We start from the raw sequence: 21,473 nt of genomic DNA, 5'->3' as shown, positions 1-21,473 counted from the left end.
GCGATTAAAACAGGTTTTTTACGGGTTTAGCATCAGGTTTACTTCAAAATTAAAATATTATTCTGTTTAAGCTCTTTACCCAACCAAGATTTTAATTCTTCTTCTTTCTTAATTTGAATGCTATCTGGAACATCTTTATTCCATTTTAAACGTAGAACAGAAACCGTATCAATATTTATAAAATCTTTTGACTCTAACATTTTAGAATACCCTAAATACTCCAAATCCTTAAACCTTACCTTAGCTTCTCGTGATAAGCTGGAAAAAGGTATAGCATTTTTGTTGCCTTTAGATTCTATTTGCGCATTTAAGCTTGTAATATTAGATTGCAATTCCTCGATTTGGTTTTGAAGTCCGTCAATAATATTATCCTTTTTATCTAAGTCCCTTATTGCCCTATCATATGCATCAGAAATTTTATCGAAACTTCTATTTTTATTTCCTTTTATGTCTAATTTAAAGTCTTTAATTTTTTCATAATTCTTTATTTCATTATTTAAATCTGCAATGGTCGCTTCTGGTATTTCGCCATTAAAATAAAGACTAATTCTTTTTTCCTTCCAATCGGGAGTCCCTTTTTGCAACCATAGCTCCTCATTAGATTCCACTTCAGTTTTCATAAAATTATTATAGTCACTCTCTAATCCGCTTTGCGTAATAAAATTAATAAACGTCCATATTGCAGGTGCCATAACCAAAATTGCGATTACAGATGCCAATTGCGCTATTCTTTTCCTTTTTTTGGAATTGGCATATTTAAGCATTGGAAAACGCAAAATCTTTAACACTAAAAATGTTGCCAAGGCAATAAAAATGGTATTTATGGTAAATAAATACATGGCACCAATAAAATAATCCCAATTATGTGCCAGACCGTATCCAGCTGTACACAAAGGCGGCATTAAAGCTGTAGCAATCGCCACACCAAAGATTACTGAAGCTATTGTTCCTTTTTTTGTACGCGCAATAATTAACGCTGCACCACCAAAAAATGCAATTAGCACATCTCTAACATCTGGTTTTGTACGACCAAAAAGTTCTGTGGTCATAATATCGGCAGTAGGGAAAAATTTAAAAAACAAAAAGGCAGTCATTAAACTTAGAACAATCATAGTTGCTAAGTTTATCAGGGATTTTTTTAGCGTATCAATATCATTGATAGCTATGGATAAACCCACTCCAAGAATAGGTCCCATTAAAGGCGAAATTAACATGGCACCAATAACAACTGCTGTAGAGTTAGCGTTTAAACCAATAGAAGCGACAAATATAGAACACACTAATATCCAAGCTGTAGCGCCTTTAAATGGTATATCCCCTTTTATAGCTAGAATGGTAGCATCTCTATCGGTATCATCTCTAAAATCTAAAAGCTCTTTTAAAAATTTCTTGACACTTGCAAAAAGTCCTTTTGCATCTTTTTTAATATCTTCTTTAGATTGCTCAACGTTTTGCTCCTTTTTTAAAGTTTCGGCCTTAGCCTCTTCTTCCGAGAAATTAAACTTACTTTCTTTACTCATAATTAGCCGTTTTGTTCTCCAAATTTGTCTTTTACCTTTTGGAGTGTTTTCTTTATATCTTGTTCTTTTGACTTAGGAAAGATAAGTAAAACTTCGTCTTTATCCACAATAATATAATCTTGCAAACCATCAATAACTACAATTTTATCATTTTTGGTTCTTATCATATTTCCTGATGAATCCTCTGCCAAAGTTCTGGCATTCACCACAGCATTGTTAGATGCATCCTTGTCTAATTTATCATATAAACTCCCCCAAGTCCCTAAATCGTTCCAATCAAATTCAGCTGATATCACATATACATTTTTAGATTTTTCCATAATCGCATAATCCACCGAAATATTTTCTGCCTTTGGGTAATTATCTCGAATAAAATCATCTTCAAAATCGGTATTGTAAACGCTTATTCCATTTTCAAATAATGCATACAAATCTGGTTGATTATTTTGAAACGCTTTAACCACACTCTTCACGCTCCACATAAAAATCCCCGCATTCCATAAAAAATTGCCTTGTGCAATAAATTCTTTAGCGGTTTCGTAGTCTGGTTTTTCCCGAAACTGTTTTACGGATTTTATCGCTTCCGCGGAAGACTTATTGTATTCAATGTAACCAAAACCAGTATTTGGAAATGTGGGCTGAATACCCAAAGTCATTAATGCATCATTTTTTGAACAGAAATTGAAAGCTTGCTGAACGTTTTTTGAAAATGTTTTTTCATCCTCAATCCAATGGTCACTTGGCGCCACAATCATAACCGCATTCGGATTTTCCTTTTGGATTTTTAATGAAGCGTACAGAATACACGGTGCTGTATTTCGCATTGCAGGTTCTAAAACCACTTGTCGTTGTTCAACCTCTGGTAATTGTTCCAAGACCAAATCATTGTAGCGTTCGTTGGTTAAAATGAAAATGTTTTCTTTTGGAATTAAACGAGATAATCTCTGAAACGTTTTTTGGATGAGGGTATCCCCTGTTCCCAGCATGTCGTGAAACTGCTTTGGAAAATCTTCGGTACTTATTGGCCAAAATCGAGATCCTACACCGCCTGCCATTAATATGGCATAATAGTTTTTATTCATTGGTTTCTTTTATCAATTCTACTTCTGCATTAGGGTTAAACAAATATAATCGTCCTGTTTTTACCTCAACACACTCAAAACGTTTTACCCTTTTTTCTCCCATTTTAAAAACTTTTCCATTGTATAGTTGAAAAACACTTCCGATAGGCAGTTCAAAAATATAGGTTTTATTATTCGGTTTATCAAATTGCTTTAGGGCTAAAGATAAATTAACATCAGTATCACTACTCGCTTTAGGGTTTTTAAAATGTTTTGCCAATAACGGTAATATATCATTTGGAAAAATTTCTGGGTTTAAAAAAGGCAACATTAAATGCTGAAATGTCCTTTTCCATTCTATACCATGGGGTTTTATAAATCTTCCGTAGGTTTTATAAGCTTCAAAATGTGCAATCTCGTGAATTAAAGTAATTAAAAACCGGTATGGATTTAAGTTTGAATTTATAGTGATTTGATGTTTTCCATTAGGCAAACTCCTATAATCGCCATGACGGGTTTTACGTTCATTCTTAATTTTAACTAAAAGGTTTTCATGCTCTAAAAGTTTTAAAACTTGAGCAACTGACTGTTCTGGAATAAAATCTTTTAGTTTATTTACCATATTGATGATTGTTTCTAACAACAATCTAATTTATTCAATAGTTATCGCAATCTGATCAGAGACCAAATCGCCTGATTTAACAACTACTTTAAGTGTTCCTTTATTGTAATTAGATTGTACAATCCCCAACGCTTTCCCATTGTGGGTTTTAATCACATTCCCTTTTGGATGTTGCACGTTGTATTCCCAACCATTATCCACAGCAATGAGTTGTCCTTCCCCTTCAATTTCAAATTGTACATCGGCATCTTCATTTGGAATTAAAACACCTTTTTCATCTAAAAGCTTTACTACAATATGCGCCACATCTGAATGATTAGCGTTCATTTGACCTCTATCACTTTCAATTTTAAGTTTTGCAAGTTTGCCTGCGGTTTTCAAACTGTATTCATCCACTTTTTTTCCGTCGTTGTAACCCACAATTTTTAATTCTCCAGCTTGAAAAGGGACCAACCATTTTATCACATGATCTTTGTTATCATTCACTTTTTGTTTCCCAAACGATGTTCCGTTTAAAAAGAGTTCAGATGCCTCACAATTAGTATAGCCCTGAACTACAATCTCCTCGCCTTCTTTATAATTCCATGAATCCTCAATATCATACCAGGTCCAACGGCGTAACCAATTGGTACGCAGTTCTAAAGTAAACCCCTTGTCTTTATCGTATTTATATTCTGAAATTGAAAGTGGCGCTGTTCCCACATAAACCTTGGGGTCATCCTTCCATAAACATTCATAAAAATGACCACGCGGCATTTTGAAACATGCAAAATCAAAGAAAGATAAGTTTAGCCCTTTTCTAGGAAATGGTCCTGCTTCTCCCATATATGCAATACCTGTCCATGTGAAAATCCCAGCCACAAAATCCCTGTCGTTTATGGCTTTCCACTCTTCATAGGTGCCGTTGTTTTCTGAACCTAAAATTTTCAAATCTGGATATTCTTTATGCGCGCCATCATATTCTGGTGCTCTATAATTAAATCCAAGTACGTCCACAGCATCTGCATAACCACTCACATTAGCTATTACAGGCAGTACACTACCTACGGTTACAGGTCTGGTAGTGTCCATTTCTTTAGTCCATTTTGATAATAAATTGGCTATAACCACCAGGGAATCCACCTCTGGTTTCACACTTTCAAAAGCCGCTTTATTCACTTCATAATCGTAATTAGGTATGTGTTCGTAATATTTTACATTACCATTTACTTTTTTATAGGCCTGCGAATAATATGGAAACGTCCATTCAATTTCGTTACCAATACTCCACATGAAGATGGCTGGATGGTTTTTATCGCGACGGATACAATCCTGTAAATCCTGTTTTGCCCATTCGTTAAAATAGGACGAATAGCCGTCTGTGAAGGATTCTGGCGCATCGTTGGAACCTAGTTCGGTAGTGTGCTTGTCCTTATCTTGGCTCCATTCGTCAAAAAATTCGGCATCTACCAATAGTCCCAATTCATCACATAAATCCAAAAATTCTGGTGCATATGGATTATGGGCAGTTCTTATGGCATTACAACCTATACTTTTCAGTTTCATTAAACGTCTTCTCCAAACATCAACGGGAACCGCAGCTCCTACCGCTCCTGCATCGTGATGAAGATTTACGCCTTTTATTTTTACCTGTTTACCATTTAGAAGAAAGCCCTTGTTTGCATGAAACTCAGCAGTACGAATACCGAATGTTTCAACAACCTCATCTAACACATTATCATTGCTTATAATTTGAATTTTAGCCCTATAAATATGCGGTGTTTCCAAATCCCACAACTGTGGATTTTTTAAACTAATTTCTGAATCTATTTTTGATACACCTTTAATTGTTAATTCTTCGGAAGTTTCGCCAACTAATTCCCCATTAGGAGCCAAAATTTGAGTTTTTACTTTGATGGCATCTTCTTGTTTTGAAGTGGATTTCAAATCGATATCAAATGACACTTTCGCCTCTTCGGAAGTAATTTTAGGTGTCGTTATTGTAACGCCCCAAGTTGGAATATGAATAGCGTTACGTTTTACCAAGCGTACATTCCTATAAATACCAGATCCTGTGTACCACCTAGAATCTACATAATTGGAATGATCCACACGAACTGCAATTACATTTTCTTTATCGAAATGGAGATGAGGTGTGAGGTCGTAATTAAAACTGACATAACCGTTGGGCCTAAAACCTAAAAGATGTCCGTTTACCCAAACTTTGGAACGTGTGTAAACTCCATCAAATTCTATGGCAATGTTTTTATTTTTATCGGCTTCGTTTAACGTGAACGATTTTCTGTACCAGCCCACGCCTCCAGGAACAAAACCTGTACTACTTGCTGTTTTTCGAAATTCGTTAACACGAACAGCCGAAATTCCCGATGGCAAATTATTGTTATTTGCTGAAGTTTCTACATTAGCATCTGCATCCGCCTTTACGGGTAATGGAGGCATAAAACCTTGTTCTATACTCCAATCATGAGGCAAATGTAAGGTTGCCCATGGGTTATCATTAAACTCTAAATTTTGAGCATTTTCAATATCACCAAGTGTAAATTTCCAGTTGCTATTGAAATTTATGTCACGTTCTAAGCTAGTTTGTTTATTTTCTGAACATGAATAACTTACCAGTAAAATTATGGTCATTAAAAAGTTGATTTTGCGCATCTCTATCTATAGTTGTTTTAATTATTAAATATAATAAAAATCAAGAATGAGTGACTGATTTGCTATCAAATCATAGTAATCAATTCCGACATTTTACTAAATGTTTCTGTTGCTTCGTGTTCTAATTCGTTCTTATAATCATGTTCAGTATAACCAAACACATCAAAACCTCCAGCCTTTGCGGCTCTAACTCCCGAGACACTATCTTCTATAACCAAACATTCATGAGGTTTAAATCCCATGGTTTTGGCTGCCCACAAAAATATATCGGGTTCAGGTTTCCATTTTTGAATGGCGTAGCAACTAAAGATATTACCTTCAAAATAAGGCAATAAACCTGTTACTTCAAGGTTCAACCTTATTTTATTTTCTGGCCCGCTGGAGGCGACACAAAATGGGATTTCTAAACTTTCAACCACTTCTTTAATACCTTCAATGGGTTGAATTTTTTTCCGAAACGCCTCGAATGTGTTGCTGCGGTAATCTGGTTCGAAATTCATAGGTAGAGGTTTGCCTATGCGTTCAGAAATTAATGCCATACAGGAATTGAGCGACTTTCCTTTGAGACCAATGAGGGATTCTTTAAAATCCATATCAGCGCCCAACTCGTTTGCCATATCGATTAAAACGCCAATGGCGATGGATTCGCTATCGATTAAGACACCATCACAATCGAAAATTATGCATTTGTAGTTGCTCATTTTTTTAGTATTGTATAATTTCAAATTCGCTTCGCCTGTTTAATTGATGTTCTTCATCAGTACAATTTAATAGTGGGCAAGGGACAATAGGTGCTGTCTCTCCAAAACCTTGAAACTTCATGCGCCTTGCATTAATAAAACCTTCTAAAGCTAAGTAATTTCTTGTTGATTCTGCACGTCTTTCAGATAAAATTTGATTGTAGCGCACAGTACCTCTACTATCTGTATGCGCACTTATTTTTAGATGAATATTTGGATAGCGTTCTAATTTTAATGCTAATTCATCTAATATTTTTTTAGAGTCCGCTCTTATATTCCACATATCGAAATCAAAATAAATAGGTTCGAGTTTGAAAAATAATTTTCCATCCTTCTCTACTACCGGAGGTCCTTCAACATCTGTCAATAAGGCAAATCGTTCTGGATCTTTTTCTTTTAATTTTTTATCTATTTTCTTTTCAGCAATTACAGCTTCTATCGGATCAACAACAACTGGAGGCGGTGGCGGTATTTTTTTCAAATACAACACATGCTTTTGGTCTTGTTCTTCTAGAACTTTTACAAATAATTCTCCAGGATAATAATCTGGGTTTTCGGCTTTTAACTCATAAGTTTCAGCTAATAAATTCATATTAAAAACCGCCAAAGTATCTAAAGTATTTGTGTAAAGTGGTTTGCTTTTCTTATCCAATAAAATCACATTTACATCTTTAATATAGGTTTTTGTTACTGCGTCCCTAACTTCGAATGTATTGATATATTCTCTTATAAAGATTTCTCCCGTTTGTTCAAATTTAAAAATATCATCACTTTTTTTATTTCTATTTGATGAAAAGAAACCTTCATTTCCATTGTGATAATTTAAATTAAAATCGTCGTATCTTGAATTGATGGGAACGCCCAAATTTACTGGGATTGTAAATTCTCCATTTACCAATTCGGATACAAAGTTATCCAACATACCTAAACCTAAATGCCCATTGGATGCGAAAAATAGATTTCCGTTTTCAGATATAAATGGAAAATGTTCACGGTTTTCGGTATTTATGGTATCTCCTAAATTAATGGGAACACTCATTTCATCATCCACGGCTATATTTACGTAATACAAATCGAAACCACCGCAACCACCCTCCATATCTGAAGAAAAGTATAGCTTTTTGCCATTTGGACCCAATGCTGGATGTTGGTATGAAAATCCGTTTTTATTAAATGCTAATTTTTCTAATTTTGACCACTTTCCATCTATTTTGGTTGATTTATATAAATGGATATTATTGCTTCCTTTTTCATTGAATTCCTTTTTTCCGTCATTAAAATTACTTCTGGAAACATATAGAGTATTGCCGTCTTTTGAGAAACAAAAATTACCTTCGTGAAGCTTTGAGTTTATAGTTTTAGGTAACGGTTTTGGAGTACCAATGGTGTCATTCTTCTTATTAACTTTAACGGCGTAGATATCCAAAAAGGGCTGATGTGTCCATTTATAGGTTTTACCCAATATTTTATGATTATCTCTATCTGATGTAAAATAAACACTATCTCCATATTTTACGGCTCCAAAATCTGAAGCATCAGAATTAAACTGGGCTTTTGTTACTTTATAATCTGGGTTTTTCAACTTAAACGCTTCAATCGTTTCAGTTGCCGTCTCTTTATTTACAGATGCTGAAAGATGCTCTTTATATAATTTATAATAGTCCAAACCTGTTTCGTAATCGCCTAAAGCAGAAAGCATTTGATACAGTTTAAAATTATATTGATTATCGTAGGTTTTGTCTTTTTCTCCAAATCTGCCTTTTACAAGCAGCTTTAAATATCTTGAAGCTAGTTTATATTGAAAGGTGTTATAGTAACATATCGCAATATTTTCTAAATCTTTTTTATGGCGTTCCTTCTCAATATCTTCTTCGTAATATTTAGCGGCAGTTATATAATCTCCCTTTTCGAAAAAGCGATCTGCCCTACTCTTTCTTTGTCCAAAAGACACTTGAAAAACAAAAAAGGCTATAAAAATCAAACTTATTTTTTGTGTCATATTAATAGAATCTTGGAGATGAATATTTTTTGCTCAGTCCGAGTACATCAAATTTATAAAGTAGAATAAATTCGTGACTTCCATTATTAAATGTTTTTAATGTACTGGTATTAAAATCATAAGCGTAGCCTATTTTTAAGTTGGGTGTGACATTAAATCCTGCCAATCCAGATACGGCATCTTGATATCTGTAGGACACACCCAATTCAAACTTTTCGAGATATAATACATTCGCAGAAACATCAAAAGATAACGGCGATCCGCCAACGTATTTTACAACCGTAGATGGTTTTACTTTAAATTCATCATTGACCTCAAACACGTAGCCACCAATCAAAAAGAGGTGAGCTTCGTCTGTATAAACCACTTCGTTGTCAATATTCAAATCGCTAGGTATTAAATTTGGCAATGAGATTCCGGCGTAATAATTCTTATGAAATAAAAATACGCCTGCTCCAATATTAAATATGGTTTTATCTGTATTCCCAAATCCAGGGTCTGAACCCACATTACTGCCAATGGCACTAAAATTTATATGATCAATGCCCATCTTTAAACCAAAGGACAAATTTAAATCTTGCCTCAGCCGAATCTTATAAGCAGCATTAATATTGAAAACATTTTCGCTGATATTTACGTTTCCGCCAATGTTATCATTTAAATAATTAGCACTTAATTCTATGTTGTCACTTAACGGGATATTCGCAAAAACATTGGTTGTTTTAGGTGCGCCTTGTATGCCCACCCATTGCGTTCGGTATAAACTTCCAACTTGAACGATACCAGGCTCGTTAATCATATAGCCAGGATTTACCACACTCATATTATACATATACTGTGTATATTGAGGTTCCTGTTGGGCATATACAGACAAACTACATAGTATAAATAGTATTAAAATTTTAAATCTCATGATCTAACTTATTATCTGCTTAGGTAAAAATTTCCTTGAAAAGGTTTCGAAACGCCATCTTTGGGATTAAAAACGTAGAAGTACACACCAGATGGCAACTTGTTCCCGATGGTTAATGGCACATTGGAAACGCCATTGAAAAGTGGTGTATTATTATTTCCTCCATAAACTTTAGTGCCGTATCTATTAAAAATATCAATCTCGAAATTCGGAAAGGTTACCGGTAAATTACATAAGTCGAATGCATCATTTTCACCATCTCCATTTACAGAAATTCCGTCTTTGATACAACTCTCGCAAGTGTTATTATCTATAGCCAAAATTGTTACGGTCATTGCAACCCTTGGAGACTCGCAACCGTTAACATCTAAAGCAGTTACGTAATAATCTTCTCCGTTAACAAGAACAGTTCCCCTAGGTAGCGGCATTGTTGCTATTGCTGTATCATACCAATTATAATCAAAACTTGTACTGACTTGAAGCTCACTAACCGTAGCTCCATCTACTGCACAAAATGTTTGATTGGATACAGTAGGAACGGCTACCTCAACTATGGAAATTGTAATTATTGTAGAAGATAAATTACATGATGAATGCCCTTGGATTTCATATTGAAAATTATAGCGCCCCTGAGTTAATTGCGACACATCCAGAAGACTGCCTGATAAAAATCCTGTTCCGTCTAAATCATTAAATGTACCGCCAGAATCTGCAGATGTACCTAAATAATCCCGTAAATTTATTTGCAAATCAGATTTACAAACGGCATATAGACCTCCCATGCCCGCATTAGGACTTTGGTTTAATGTTATCGTTATTGTTGCGGAGTTTCCCGGACATAAAATATCCCCTGCTACATTAACATTGTCTGGAACGGTATAGGTGTAAATGCCGGCTTCAGATGACGCTGGATCAAACATAGCATTTTGGTCTGTGGTAGTAAATCCATTTGGTCCCGTCCAAATTCCATTGTTATTTGGATGGCCTCCAAGCCTATCAAAAAGATTAAATGCGGCATTGTTATCGCAAGCAACAATCGTATCACTTAAGCCTGATTGATATGCTTCAAAAACCGTAAACGCTAAATTTGCTGTATCTGCACATCCGTTGGCTGTAAGTGTGGCATATCTAAAATCAAAGCGCTGTTGGTTATTTACTGTTGGTATTGTGAATGTTGTTGGATTGCTAATACTATTTCCTGTTGCATTATCCGTCCAAGTTCCCATAGATCCTTTATAAATGGGGTCGTCAATACCATTTGTGGTTAATAAAGTGAATAAATCCAATGGAAATACTAAAATAGGATCTGTTTCGCAAAACTCTAACCCCGTTGTATCTTCTCCCGCATAGAGTTTGGGATAAATTGTAAAAGTTACTTGAGCTGTTTCAGCATTACAAAACCCATTGTCATTTAATAAAGCGTCGCAGGAATTGGGAGCGTATGTAAATCCGCTAAAATCATCACTAGGACAATTAACTCCTGGCGACACCTGATACTCAAACACATAATTACCAGGTGGCGCATTTTGTAAATTAACAGTTCCTGAAGAAGTGTATCCCACATCATCATTAGAAATCAATCCTAAGCGTGAAGGACCGGAAATAAATTCCCAATTCGTGAATTCATTACTGTTGTAATCAAACAATACACCAGCCTCTGTGGTAAATTCCAATTGATCGTATAAATCTATACTTGCCGGATTAGTTGGCGCATCTTCACAAAAAGTCAATACATTGATATCCTGCCTAAAAGGCCTTAAATATTCATATATTTTAAACAACACCATTGATTCAGCGTCTTCACACACGCCAGAACGTTGATCTACTGAATATGTAAATTCGAATTCAGCACAGCCAAACCTTAATCCGTTAGCCGCTATTACTTGTTGGTATAAAGTGTTGATATTTATATGGGCATCATTGGGAGAATTTATCTGGCCATACGCATCTCTTGACCAAACACCTTCAATATCTTCCTGTAATAAAAACTCATCGTCTCTTAAATTGATATCTGCATTATAATTCCCGTTAAGTATCTCTAATTCGCAAATACGAGTGGCTTGTCCGTACCCAGAGAAGACTTGTCTTGTAACAGATATATTGACTGTAGTTTGCAAAGTGACATCACATGGCGGAATACCGCTGATGACATAAGTCAACTCAAAAGTTTCTTGATCTGCCAAAGGAGGTCCTGGACTATAGGGAATGTTTACCGTTAAATCTGAACCTACTAAACTCACAAAATTAGAACTACTTCCATTATAAATCCATGCTCCATTTAAGTGAGGACTAGGTAATGATTCCATGGCTTCAAAAAGGTCAACATCTGGCAACGTGAAACATTGTTCTTGGGGTGTTGAACCTATATCGCAGGCTTCTAAATTTACATCATCAATATTCAGGACTGGTCTAGCATAGCCAGAAAACGGTCCTAAAATTAAATTTACTGTGGCTAGAATTCCATCTGGACACGAAGAACCAGTATCGATAAGTTGGAATTGATAATCTGTGATTAACTCTGAAGCATTATCTAAATCCCAGAGATACAAATCGCCTGTTGTTTCATCTAAAGCAAAATTAAAATTTGGATCGAACCAAGTTCCCGTAGCTAAAGACATTGAGCCTCCGGTAATGGCATTAAATTCAGTATACAAATTTATGATTCCGTCGGGGACACTATCCGAATTGCCATCTATAATGGTCATATCACAAATTGTAACGGTCTCAACTTGGTTACACTGCGCTTGGACTCCTGTAAATAAAGCGGTTATCATTACAAGAATCCCAAAAGTAATTTTTTTCAATATCGAAGTGATTAAATTTCTGGAAAGATAAAAATTTTAGTAAGTTGAGACTGACAATTTTTGTTATTTTTTCACAACGATATTAACAAGAACTAAGTAAAACATCAAAACACCTCAAACAACGTTATTTAAGGCGTAGAATTAGAAACCTGTAACAATTTCCCATTATAATATGCATTCCCATTCAACGAAAAATCAAAGATGTATTCTGCCATTTCCAAAGCCGTTGTTGGCGCTTGATATCCCGGAAACGCTTCTTCCAGCATTTCGGTTTGAACTGCTCCCAATGCCAAAACATTAAACGAAATACCAGACTCCTTAAATTCTTCTGCCAATAATTCCGTTAAGGTAATTACAGCTGCTTTACTGGAACTATAGGCTGCTAATCCAGGGAATTTCATGCTTCCTTGAACGCCGCCCATAGAACTAATAGTTACAACATGACTTTCTTTTTTCATAAAAGGCAAAACCACTCTTGTTAATTCGGCAACGCCAAAAACATTGGTTTTATAAACGGCTTCAAACTCATCCATTGATGTTTCCGTAAAAGGCTTGTTTAAAAGTGCGCCAGCATTATTTATTAAAACATCTACTTTGTCCCATTCTTTAGAAATAAAACCTTCTACTTTTTGATAAGCTTTAGGGTCATTTAAATCGAAAGAAAAACAAGTTACATTATTCAATTTTAAATTTTGAATAGGTTTTTCATTCCGCGAAAGCGCTAAAACTTGATGTCCTGCTTTGGAAAATAATTGGACGAGCTCAAAACCAATACCTCTACTGGTCCCTGTGATAATTATGTTTTTACTCATGGTTCATTTTTATTTCTTTTGTGGGCGTATGTGCCATTTGCTCTACAGCAGGAATAATTTTGTTTATTAAACTGGCTATAAATTCAAAATCCAATTTATCAATTTCATCATCAACATGATGGTAAAAATCAAAATTAGTCATATCACATGAAGAAATGCTTTGACTTGGCACAGAAAATTCTTGAAAAAAAGGATAGTTATCAGAGCGTTTGAACAAATTGTATTTTATGGCAATTTCAGATTTTCCTATTAAGTTTGAAGACGTGTAACTATTCATCTTTTGTGCCATATTGGATAAATCATAACCTGTTATGAACGCTTTATAATCTCTATCTTTAAAAGGCACACCTATCATTTCGAAATTGACCATAGTGTACAAATCCAAACCTTCTGTTTTTAAACGTTTTGCCAAATGCTTAGACCCCAATAACCCTTTTTCTTCCGCAGAAAACAAAGCAAATATCATACTGCGCTTGTTATCCTTTTTGTTTACAAAATATTTCGCCATGGTTAATACGGCACTGGTCCCCGCTGCATTATCATTCGCACCATTGGCAATAGAATCGCCAGCAACCGATTTGCCATAGCCAATATGATCGTAATGCGCTCCTAAAATAATAAATTCATTTTTTAGCTTAGGATCTTTTCCTTCAATATAACCAACAACATTGAAAGCATCTAAACTATCTACCTTAAAGGTATCGCGATAAGTATGGAAATCTGGTTTTATGCCGGCATCCTTAAATTTAGCCTCTATAAAAGTTGCAGATTTTTCAATCCCTGGGCTACCAACATCCCTTCCCCTTTGGTCGTCTGAAGCCAAAAAATTCACAATATTTTTTACTTCCTCAGATGAAATGGTAATAGATTGAGACTTTACCCCGCTTTTACAATTCCATAAAAGCATGATTATCAACACGTAACACAATCTTTTCATATTTTGGTTTTAAAAAAATTAAAGGTAAAAAAAACCTGTTTCAATCTCGATAATTATCGGGAGAAACAGGTTTGAAATAATCGGGGACTTAACTATTAACCTAACTTAGGGCTAAAATGATTAAACTGAACATAGCGCCGTAGAAAAATGCAAAAAACAGTTCTGTCTTATATTTATTAAGTTTTGAAATCATGACTATCCGTTTTCGTTAACATCTAGAATGTTAATTGTTAAGATAGATTTTGTAATATTAACACCATCGCTTACAGCTATATTAATCACAATTTTGGTGGTTTGTTCATAATCAAATGCACTTGCGTTCACTATATAAACTTCGCCACTCGTAGGATTTATACCAACAATATTGGCAGGTGTCTGTGATACTATGGAATAGGTTAATTGATCTTCTTCCGCATCGGTTGCTGTTACCTTAGTCAGCAAATCTGATGTTGGATTTTCATCCATATTTAGTGTTCTGTTTTCTAAAACCGGCGCTTGGTTTTTTGGTGTATCGTCGCTATTACATGCGCTAATTGTAGCTATTAACACTAATAGGATAAAGGTTTTTAAGGTATTCATAATATTTAGGTTTGGGGTTAATTTTTTTTACTCTTTGACTATTCGTTTTATAATTTCATTATTATTTGCCTTTATTTTCACGAAGTATATTCCGCTTGATAAATCTGAAATATCATATTGATTTTGAGGTACAAAACTTTTTATTGCCTGCCCATGCAGGGAATAAACTTCTACTTTGGTTAAATCTATATTCGATTTAATTTCTAAATAATTAGCCGTTGGGTTTGGGAATATTGAAATATTGCTTTCTACTTCAACATCAACTAAAGATAAGGTTGGGTCTAAATATTTGTACAATTCTACACCAGTTCCTGAAACACCGTCATCAGCAGAAAAATAGAGATTATTCCCCATAACCTTAAAATTATCTGGAGAACTACTTCCTGCTCCAACATTAATATCCGCAACCATGTTTGTAGTTGAATTAAATCCAGTAGAACTCCACAACTCCCTTCCGTTTATGCCGTCATCTGCAGTAAAATATAGTTTTCCGTTATATTCTATTAAATCACTTGGATTACCACCATTAGCACCAGGAACAATATTTTTTAATAAGCTTACATTATTTAATGTTGTGCATTTAAAAACTTCTCTGCCCAATGCAGGATTTGTTGCAGCAAAGTACAAAGCGTTATTAAAAACAAATAGATTACTTGGATTACTTCCTGTAGCACCCGCATATAAATCTATTACCATTTGTGTTCCAGCGGTTGTCCCGTCGCTCATCCAGAGTTCCTCTCCATTTGAAGCATCGTTTGCGGTAAAATAGAGTTTGTTATTAAAAATTGTAAAATTACCTGGGTTACTGCTATCCGCATTTGTTGAAGTTACTGTCGGGTTTATATTTTTAAGAAGCACCGTTCCAGACGGAGTCCCATCAGTTATATACAACTCCCTACCAACACCAGCATGGCCATAAGCTGTGAAGAAAATTTTTCCATTTACCTCAAAAAAATCCTTAGCATCGCTCCCTGCTGAATTTCCATATGAAATATCAGCTAATTCTTGAGTACCAGAAGTTGTTCCATCAGATTCCCATATTTCATAATCTGTCGGTACTGCGCCATCAGATTGAAATATAACTTTATTTGCGGTATTGAACGCTGTTATATATCGTGTTTGACCAGATGCAACCGATAACTGCAATTCTGAACTTCCATCATATTTGAATAAAGCTCTTGCTCCAGGAATTGCTCTTGCATAATAAAGTTCCCCGTTGCGAACAATAAAATAAGGGTTAATTGATGTTGCTGTACTTTGAAATGCTGTGGTGCCAACTGAGGTACCATCACTTTGATACAAGTTAGAATTTGTAGCAGAACTATTAGCCTGAAAGTAAAGCAAATTATTATAGACTTTAAAATTTCTAGGGTCGCTAGAACTGGTAGAAAATCTTAGCTCCTTAACAAGGGCAGTCCCAGAAGCTGTTCCATCTGTTCGCCATAACTCGGTATTTCCTCCAGATCCTGTATTGCCTGCTTGAAAATACAGAATACCATTATGTTCGGTAAAATATTTGGGATTAGAATCTCCTGATGGATTAATATCCTTTACCAAACTCACTTGGGCTTGGGTCAACATAACTGTCATAATTGATAAAAAAAGTAGATTTGTTTTCATTATAAATAGGTTTTAAAAGTTCTGGGTAAATGTAGTTGCCAGAACAAAGGACTGTACTACCCAAAAGGGTAGAATTATAAAACCTATAACATTTTCAATCTGAAAAATCTTTAAATGAGATTCTCTTTATTCGCTTTTTGAACCGCTTCTATGTTAGAATTTACTTGAAGCTTAATGTAGATGTTTTTTAAATGAAACTTGATAGTGTTTTTACTGATAAAGAGCTTTTCGGCAATGGAATCATAACTGTTTCCTTCTGACAACAGCGTTAAAACCTCTATTTCACGATTGGACAATTCAATTTTACTTGGTTTTTTTTGAAATGAACCCACTACCATTTTCGCAATTTTGATACTCATGGGCGCTCCGCCAGAAATTACTTCATTTAAAGCATCAACGATATCATGAGGAGATACATTTTTTGTAAGATAACCTGTTGCACCAGCACAAAGCGCATCAAAAACCATTTGTGAATTTTCATAAACAGTAATCATTATAATATGGCTATTTGGAAATGTGCTTTTTATTTGCTTTGTGCCTTCTACACCGTTTATTCCAGGCAATTCTATATCAACTAGGTAAATTTGGGCATTATCATACTTTAGGTTTTTAATTGCATCTTCACAATTATGATAATTACCTACAACTTGAAAATTTTGAGTATTATTTATTACTTCTTCAAAACCTTTAGCCAAAGGAATGTTATCTTCAATAACAACCACTTTATATATATCCAAACTATGCATTTGTATTGGTTTTACCAGAAAAACGAACGGTAGTCCCTTTTTCTTTATCAGAATAAATTAATAGTTCTCCTCCTATTTTTTGTGCTCTGGCTTTCATATTTGAAATACCATTAGTTGATTTTTCGTCTTCAACCAATAAACCAATACCATCATCCGCACATTCTATAATTAGTTGCTTATCCTTGTAATAAAAGCTAAGCATCACTTTGTTACATTTGGCATGTTTCAAAGCATTGGTCATGGCTTCCTTAAAAATATAAATTAGTTGTTTACTCCAATAGTAAGGGAGCTTATCATTAGCTTCAATATGCTTTTCGAGAATAAATTTAATAGTGGTCTTACTAAAATAGCTTTCGCCAAAATCTGAGATATAGGTCGCCAGTTCTTCTACATGGTCACTACCTTCTTTTAGGGAAAAAATAAAATCTCGGGTACCGAAATAGAGTTCGTTAGCGTCTTCAGTTATCTGCTTAACTTTTAATTTAATTTCATCTTTTTTATCGGAAACCTCTCTGTTTACTAAATTTGACAATAAGGAAATTCTCGCCAACCTATTGCCCAAATCGTCATGAAAATCCTGAGCGATATTCTCCCTAACTGCCGCCAGTTCTTTTTTTAATGCAATTTGCTTTTCAAATGCTAACTTTAACGCTTTATTCTTTTGCTTGGTTTGCTTTAACCGCACCATACTCCCAATAAAAAGGATGCAGATAATGATTAACGAGGCAACAATCAATAAAATAACCAACCTCTTTATTTGTACTTGCTTATTCTCAATTTCTAAAGCATTTATTTTTTGTTGCTGACTAAGGTTTTTTATTTCTGAATTTTTTAAATCTGTTTTGTACTTGGTCTCAAGCTCATTAATATCCTTGATTTGATCTTGCTCTTTCAATTTCCTATCAAATTCCATTTTTTCCTCAATGGCCTTAAAAGCTAATCCATAATCTTTAAAGTACTTATAGGTTTCATAAGAAAAATTAGAAATAGCAGAACCATAATAGGGCTCTGTTTTAATTTTTAATTGGTTTAAGGAATCTAAATATGAATATGCCAACGTTTTCTGGTTGTTCACTTTGTGCATTTCCGCTAAAGCTTCAAAAACGTTTATTTTAATGGGTTCGCTAATATAACTATGGTAAGTTAAAATCTGTTTTGCAAACCCGCCTGCTTTCTTAAAATCTTTTTTAACGATGTAATAATCACATAATAAACTTAAACTTTGGGGAATTTTTGCTTCAAAATTATTTTGTTTTGCAATTTCCAAAGATTTTTCAGCGCATATTAAAGCATGTTTATCGTAATTTTTATTTCCAAATTCCTCAAATAAGTTTAAGTAGAGTTGAGAAGCAAACTTGTAAATAACAAATTTTTCATTATTGGAAACTCCCATATTGGTTTCAATAATTTTAATCGCTTTCTTTATATATTCTATTGCTTTTTCTGATTGATTATCATGAGCATATACCAAAGAGACTCCGTAAAATGCTATGGCTTCACTAGAGTAATCTAAAACCATTGCCGAAAGTTTTGCAGCTTTTAATCTGTTTTCTATTGCTAATAGTTTTTCACCTTGGTTTATATAAAGAGCACCAAATTTATTATGTAATTCTGCTTGCATTTTAACATCGTTAATTTCTTTTGCTAACTTTAATGCTTGCTTTAAGATGTCTTCAGCGTTTTGATAGTTTTTAGGATTAACATGTACGTTGGCATACACCACATGCCCATTTGACATATACATCAAAGATTTTATTTCCTTTTCTTTACTACCAATTTTTCGAGATAATTTAAGTGCTTTTTTTCCAAAACTAATCATTGAATCTCCCTGGCCAGTATTATGATAATAATGCTCTCCTAAATCTAAAAGTGAATTAATCAAAATAGTGTCTTTAGCTATTTTAATTTTATTTCTTAATTCAGCTTCTTTAGTTTGAGAAAAACCCAAATTTATATGAAGCATAAAAACAAGAATAAACCACCTCAAAAATAGACACATAATACCACAATGTTTTGAACTTAAATGTACAAAAACATATCAAAGCAAAAACCTACCCGATGGGGTAGGTTTAGAGTTCCGTATTTAATTGCTATTAACCTATATAAGTAAAAGAAATAGTGAACCATAAAAACGCTAGGGCCAGTTCACATTCTTAGTTTCAAAATAATCTATCATTTTTTAATTAACTTTTTGGTTTCAATTCCCTTTTCAGTCTCAATATTTACAAAGTAAACACCATTTTGTAAATCTTCAATTTTGTAATACTCTTGATTTCCTTTAAAGGTTTTAATTAGTTTACCTTGAATTGTATAAATGGATAATGAATCTATAAGTTGATTTGAGTTAATCCTAAAACTATCATTAGCAGGATTAGGAAACAAGCTAACTTTAAAATTATTGATTGTGGTTATTGAAAGCGTAGGGTCTTTATATTTGAACAATTCTCTACCGCTACTCCCATTATCGGCAACAAAATATAATTCACTATTAAAAACAATGAACTGTTCTGGGCTGCTTTGTGATGCAAACCCAGAATTTATGTCTGCTGCCATTAGCGTTCCAGAAGGTGTGCCATCGGTAACCCACAGCTCTTCGCCCGATGTACTGTTTGATGCATTAAAATATAATTTTCCGTTATATTCCGTAAAGCCTTTAGGGGAACTGCTACCACTACCAGACTCTATATCCTTTAGCATAATTGTAGATAAAGGGGTTCCTGCGGTTTCCCATAATTCTCTACCATTTATTCCGTCAGAAGCAGAAAAGTATAATTTTCCATTAAACACCGTTAGTCCGTCTGGCAAACTGCTTGCAGATCCTGGTCTTATATTTGAAGCATTAATAATAGCCCCTGAAGTATTCACATAAAATAATTCTGTACCTAAACTTGAGTGGGTTGCTGAAAAATACAACCGGTTATTGTAAATCGTAAAATCAGTTGGGTTACTATCAACAGATCCGGCGTACAAATCCTGAACCATTTGTGTTCCTGAAGCCATACCATCGCTCATCCATAGTTCTCTACCATTTACACCATTATCTGCCGTAAAATATAAGAGGTTATTAAATACGATATAATCCCTTGGAAAAGCATCGCCAGAACTATTTATGGTTTTAACCAATTGTGTATCAGAATTTGTGCCATCTGTAGCATAAAACTGCACGCCATTAGCACCACTAACGGATGAACTTGCGGAAAAATAAAGTTTCCCGTTGTATTCGGTATAAAATTCAGCATTTGAAGAAAAATTGTTTACCGGGCTAACATTTGATAAAAGTTGGGTGTTTGCCAACGTACCATCACTAACCATTGGCTCTCTCCCAACAGGCAAAGGTTGAAAAGCTGAAAATATTAACTGGTTGTTAAACTGAACAAATGCATTCGGCGTGGAATCACCAGTACCAGTATTTATATCGAAAAATAAATTAAAGCTCGCTCCATCACCTCTCCATAACTCTTTTCCATGAGTACCGCCATCTGCGGATAGGTATAAATTTCCTTGAAAACCGAACAAACCAGTTGGCGATGACCCCAAATTCGATGTGGTATTGATATCGAATAATGTGGTATTTGTGCCGTCGTATTTCCATAATTCCCTACCATTTACACCATCATTGGCGGTAAAAAATAGGGTACTGTTGAATATGGTAAGTCGTAACGGATTTGCATCTCCCGAAGCATTGATGTTTTCAACCAAACTGACTTGACCAAAAAAAGGCGAGGTCATGAATCCAAAGCATAAAAGTAGTAATTGTTTCATAGTATTAAATTTTAAGGTTTGAGAACCACAAAACTATACCTAAGAAACATCTTTTCCGCCACCCCTCGGGGTAGAATTTCTATATCAAGTTTTCTTTATTTGCCTTTTGTACCGCCATGACGTTTGAATTTACTTGAAGTTTAGCATAGATTTTTTTTAAATGAAACTTAATCGTGTTTTTACTGATGAATAGCTTGTTTGCAATTACACTATAACTATTACCTTCAGATAACATAGTAAGCACTTCTTTTTCTCTTTCTGAAAGTAAAATTTCACTTTGTTTCTTTCGAAAAGAGCCTACAACCATTTTTGCAATTTTTATGCTCATGGGCGCGCCACCTTCAATGGTTTCATTTAAAGCATGGATTAATTTTTCCGGCGATAAATTTTTGGTAAGATAACCTGTAGCACCTGCACATAAAGCATCAAAAACCATCGAGGAGTTTTCATGGACAGTAACCATTAAAATATTACAATTAGGTTGACTATTTTTAATGTGTTTGGTACCTTCAACGCCATTAATACCCGGCAAATCAATATCTACTAGATAAATATCGGCATCATCTTTCTGAATGTTTTCTATGGCACTTTCACAAGCTTCATAAATACCTACAACTTCAAAATTATCCGTATTATTTATAGTGGTTGCAAAACCATGGCTCAAGGGCACATTATCTTCAATAATTACAACTTTATACTTCATTTG

General features: G+C 34.5%; 16 protein-coding genes. All 16 read right to left on the bottom strand.

The window, feature by feature from the left end:
• Nucleotides 1-38: 38 nt before the first annotated feature.
• The 16 genes from ABXQ82_RS14985 to ABXQ82_RS14910 all read right to left on the bottom strand — a co-directional run bounded on the left by ABXQ82_RS14985 (nt 39) and on the right by ABXQ82_RS14910 (nt 21,470).
• Nucleotides 39-1,520, bottom strand: a complete 1,482-nt coding sequence (locus ABXQ82_RS14985; RefSeq protein WP_367061471.1) for a DUF389 domain-containing protein — start codon at nt 1,518-1,520, stop codon at nt 39-41.
• A gap of 2 nt (nt 1,521-1,522) precedes the next feature.
• Nucleotides 1,523-2,602 (bottom strand): mannose-1-phosphate guanylyltransferase, encoded by a 1,080-nt coding sequence (locus ABXQ82_RS14980; RefSeq protein ID WP_367061469.1) that lies wholly within the window; start codon nt 2,600-2,602, stop codon nt 1,523-1,525.
• Nucleotides 2,595-3,203: a SprT-like domain-containing protein gene (locus ABXQ82_RS14975; protein WP_367061467.1), complete on the bottom strand. Its 609-nt coding sequence runs from the start codon at nt 3,201-3,203 to the stop codon at nt 2,595-2,597. The genes ABXQ82_RS14980 and ABXQ82_RS14975 overlap by 8 nt, the downstream gene beginning before the upstream one ends.
• A gap of 30 nt (nt 3,204-3,233) precedes the next feature.
• Nucleotides 3,234-5,834, bottom strand: coding sequence for a glycoside hydrolase family 2 TIM barrel-domain containing protein (locus ABXQ82_RS14970; protein ID WP_367061465.1), 2,601 nt, complete (start codon nt 5,832-5,834; stop codon nt 3,234-3,236).
• Nucleotides 5,835-5,920: 86 nt separating this feature from the next.
• A complete protein-coding gene (locus ABXQ82_RS14965; RefSeq protein ID WP_367061463.1) occupies nt 5,921-6,556 on the bottom strand; it encodes an HAD family hydrolase in 636 nt (211 codons plus the stop codon).
• A gap of 4 nt (nt 6,557-6,560) precedes the next feature.
• A complete protein-coding gene (locus tag ABXQ82_RS14960) occupies nt 6,561-8,594 on the bottom strand; it encodes an OmpA family protein (protein ID WP_367061461.1) in 2,034 nt (677 codons plus the stop codon).
• A 1-nt stretch (nt 8,595) separates the two neighbouring features.
• Complete coding sequence (locus tag ABXQ82_RS14955) at nt 8,596-9,507, bottom strand: type IX secretion system membrane protein PorP/SprF (protein ID WP_367061459.1); 912 nt, start codon at nt 9,505-9,507, stop codon at nt 8,596-8,598.
• A gap of 11 nt (nt 9,508-9,518) precedes the next feature.
• Entirely contained in the window at nt 9,519-12,311 is a 2,793-nt protein-coding gene (locus ABXQ82_RS14950) for a gliding motility-associated C-terminal domain-containing protein (protein ID WP_367061456.1), read from the bottom strand.
• 128 nt (nt 12,312-12,439) lie between these two features.
• Nucleotides 12,440-13,123: an SDR family oxidoreductase gene (locus tag ABXQ82_RS14945; protein WP_367061453.1), complete on the bottom strand. Its 684-nt coding sequence runs from the start codon at nt 13,121-13,123 to the stop codon at nt 12,440-12,442.
• Entirely contained in the window at nt 13,116-14,060 is a 945-nt protein-coding gene (locus ABXQ82_RS14940) for a M28 family peptidase (protein ID WP_367061450.1), read from the bottom strand. Before ABXQ82_RS14940 ends, ABXQ82_RS14945 begins: the two co-directional genes overlap by 8 nt.
• Before the next feature lie 195 nt (nt 14,061-14,255).
• Nucleotides 14,256-14,639, bottom strand: coding sequence for a cadherin repeat domain-containing protein (locus ABXQ82_RS14935; protein ID WP_367061447.1), 384 nt, complete (start codon nt 14,637-14,639; stop codon nt 14,256-14,258).
• Nucleotides 14,640-14,666: 27 nt separating this feature from the next.
• Nucleotides 14,667-16,259, bottom strand: coding sequence for an ELWxxDGT repeat protein (locus ABXQ82_RS14930; RefSeq protein WP_367061444.1), 1,593 nt, complete (start codon nt 16,257-16,259; stop codon nt 14,667-14,669).
• 110 nt (nt 16,260-16,369) lie between these two features.
• Nucleotides 16,370-17,005, bottom strand: a complete 636-nt coding sequence (locus tag ABXQ82_RS14925; RefSeq protein ID WP_367061441.1) for a response regulator transcription factor — start codon at nt 17,003-17,005, stop codon at nt 16,370-16,372.
• Nucleotides 16,998-18,968, bottom strand: a complete 1,971-nt coding sequence (locus ABXQ82_RS14920) for an ATP-binding protein (protein ID WP_367061438.1) — start codon at nt 18,966-18,968, stop codon at nt 16,998-17,000. Before ABXQ82_RS14920 ends, ABXQ82_RS14925 begins: the two co-directional genes overlap by 8 nt.
• 209 nt (nt 18,969-19,177) lie before the next feature.
• Nucleotides 19,178-20,767, bottom strand: a complete 1,590-nt coding sequence (locus tag ABXQ82_RS14915; RefSeq protein ID WP_367061435.1) for an ELWxxDGT repeat protein — start codon at nt 20,765-20,767, stop codon at nt 19,178-19,180.
• A gap of 79 nt (nt 20,768-20,846) precedes the next feature.
• The gene (locus ABXQ82_RS14910; RefSeq protein ID WP_367061432.1) at nt 20,847-21,470 is read right to left on the bottom strand and encodes a response regulator transcription factor; all 624 of its coding nucleotides are present in this window, start codon (nt 21,468-21,470) and stop codon (nt 20,847-20,849) included.
• Nucleotides 21,471-21,473: the final 3 nt, after the last annotated feature.

It is taken from the genome of Algibacter sp. 2305UL17-15 (assembly GCF_040720935.1).
Lineage (GTDB): Bacteria > Bacteroidota > Bacteroidia > Flavobacteriales > Flavobacteriaceae > Jejuia.
Note: the sequence above shows the minus strand (reverse complement) of the source record. Positions and strands in the feature narration are given on the sequence as shown.

Bases quoted from the DNA above. Each gene is read 5' to 3' on its own strand.
- ABXQ82_RS14925 (WP_367061441.1), bottom strand. From the start codon at position 17,005: ATGCATAGTTTGGATATATATAAAGTGGTTGTTATTGAAGATAACATT.
- ABXQ82_RS14960 (WP_367061461.1), bottom strand. From the start codon at position 8,594: ATGACACAAAAAATAAGTTTGATTTTTATAGCCTTTTTTGTTTTTCAA.
- ABXQ82_RS14945 (WP_367061453.1), bottom strand. From the start codon at position 13,123: ATGAGTAAAAACATAATTATCACAGGGACCAGTAGAGGTATTGGTTTT.
- ABXQ82_RS14955 (WP_367061459.1), bottom strand. From the start codon at position 9,507: ATGAGATTTAAAATTTTAATACTATTTATACTATGTAGTTTGTCTGTA.
- ABXQ82_RS14920 (WP_367061438.1), bottom strand. From the start codon at position 18,968: ATGCTTCATATAAATTTGGGTTTTTCTCAAACTAAAGAAGCTGAATTA.
- ABXQ82_RS14975 (WP_367061467.1), bottom strand. From the start codon at position 3,203: ATGGTAAATAAACTAAAAGATTTTATTCCAGAACAGTCAGTTGCTCAA.
- ABXQ82_RS14985 (WP_367061471.1), bottom strand. From the start codon at position 1,520: ATGAGTAAAGAAAGTAAGTTTAATTTCTCGGAAGAAGAGGCTAAGGCC.
- ABXQ82_RS14910 (WP_367061432.1), bottom strand. From the start codon at position 21,470: ATGAAGTATAAAGTTGTAATTATTGAAGATAATGTGCCCTTGAGCCAT.
- ABXQ82_RS14915 (WP_367061435.1), bottom strand. From the start codon at position 20,767: ATGAAACAATTACTACTTTTATGCTTTGGATTCATGACCTCGCCTTTT.
- ABXQ82_RS14970 (WP_367061465.1), bottom strand. From the start codon at position 5,834: ATGACCATAATTTTACTGGTAAGTTATTCATGTTCAGAAAATAAACAA.
- ABXQ82_RS14980 (WP_367061469.1), bottom strand. From the start codon at position 2,602: ATGAATAAAAACTATTATGCCATATTAATGGCAGGCGGTGTAGGATCT.
- ABXQ82_RS14930 (WP_367061444.1), bottom strand. From the start codon at position 16,259: ATGAAAACAAATCTACTTTTTTTATCAATTATGACAGTTATGTTGACC.
- ABXQ82_RS14935 (WP_367061447.1), bottom strand. From the start codon at position 14,639: ATGAATACCTTAAAAACCTTTATCCTATTAGTGTTAATAGCTACAATT.
- ABXQ82_RS14940 (WP_367061450.1), bottom strand. From the start codon at position 14,060: ATGAAAAGATTGTGTTACGTGTTGATAATCATGCTTTTATGGAATTGT.
- ABXQ82_RS14965 (WP_367061463.1), bottom strand. From the start codon at position 6,556: ATGAGCAACTACAAATGCATAATTTTCGATTGTGATGGTGTCTTAATC.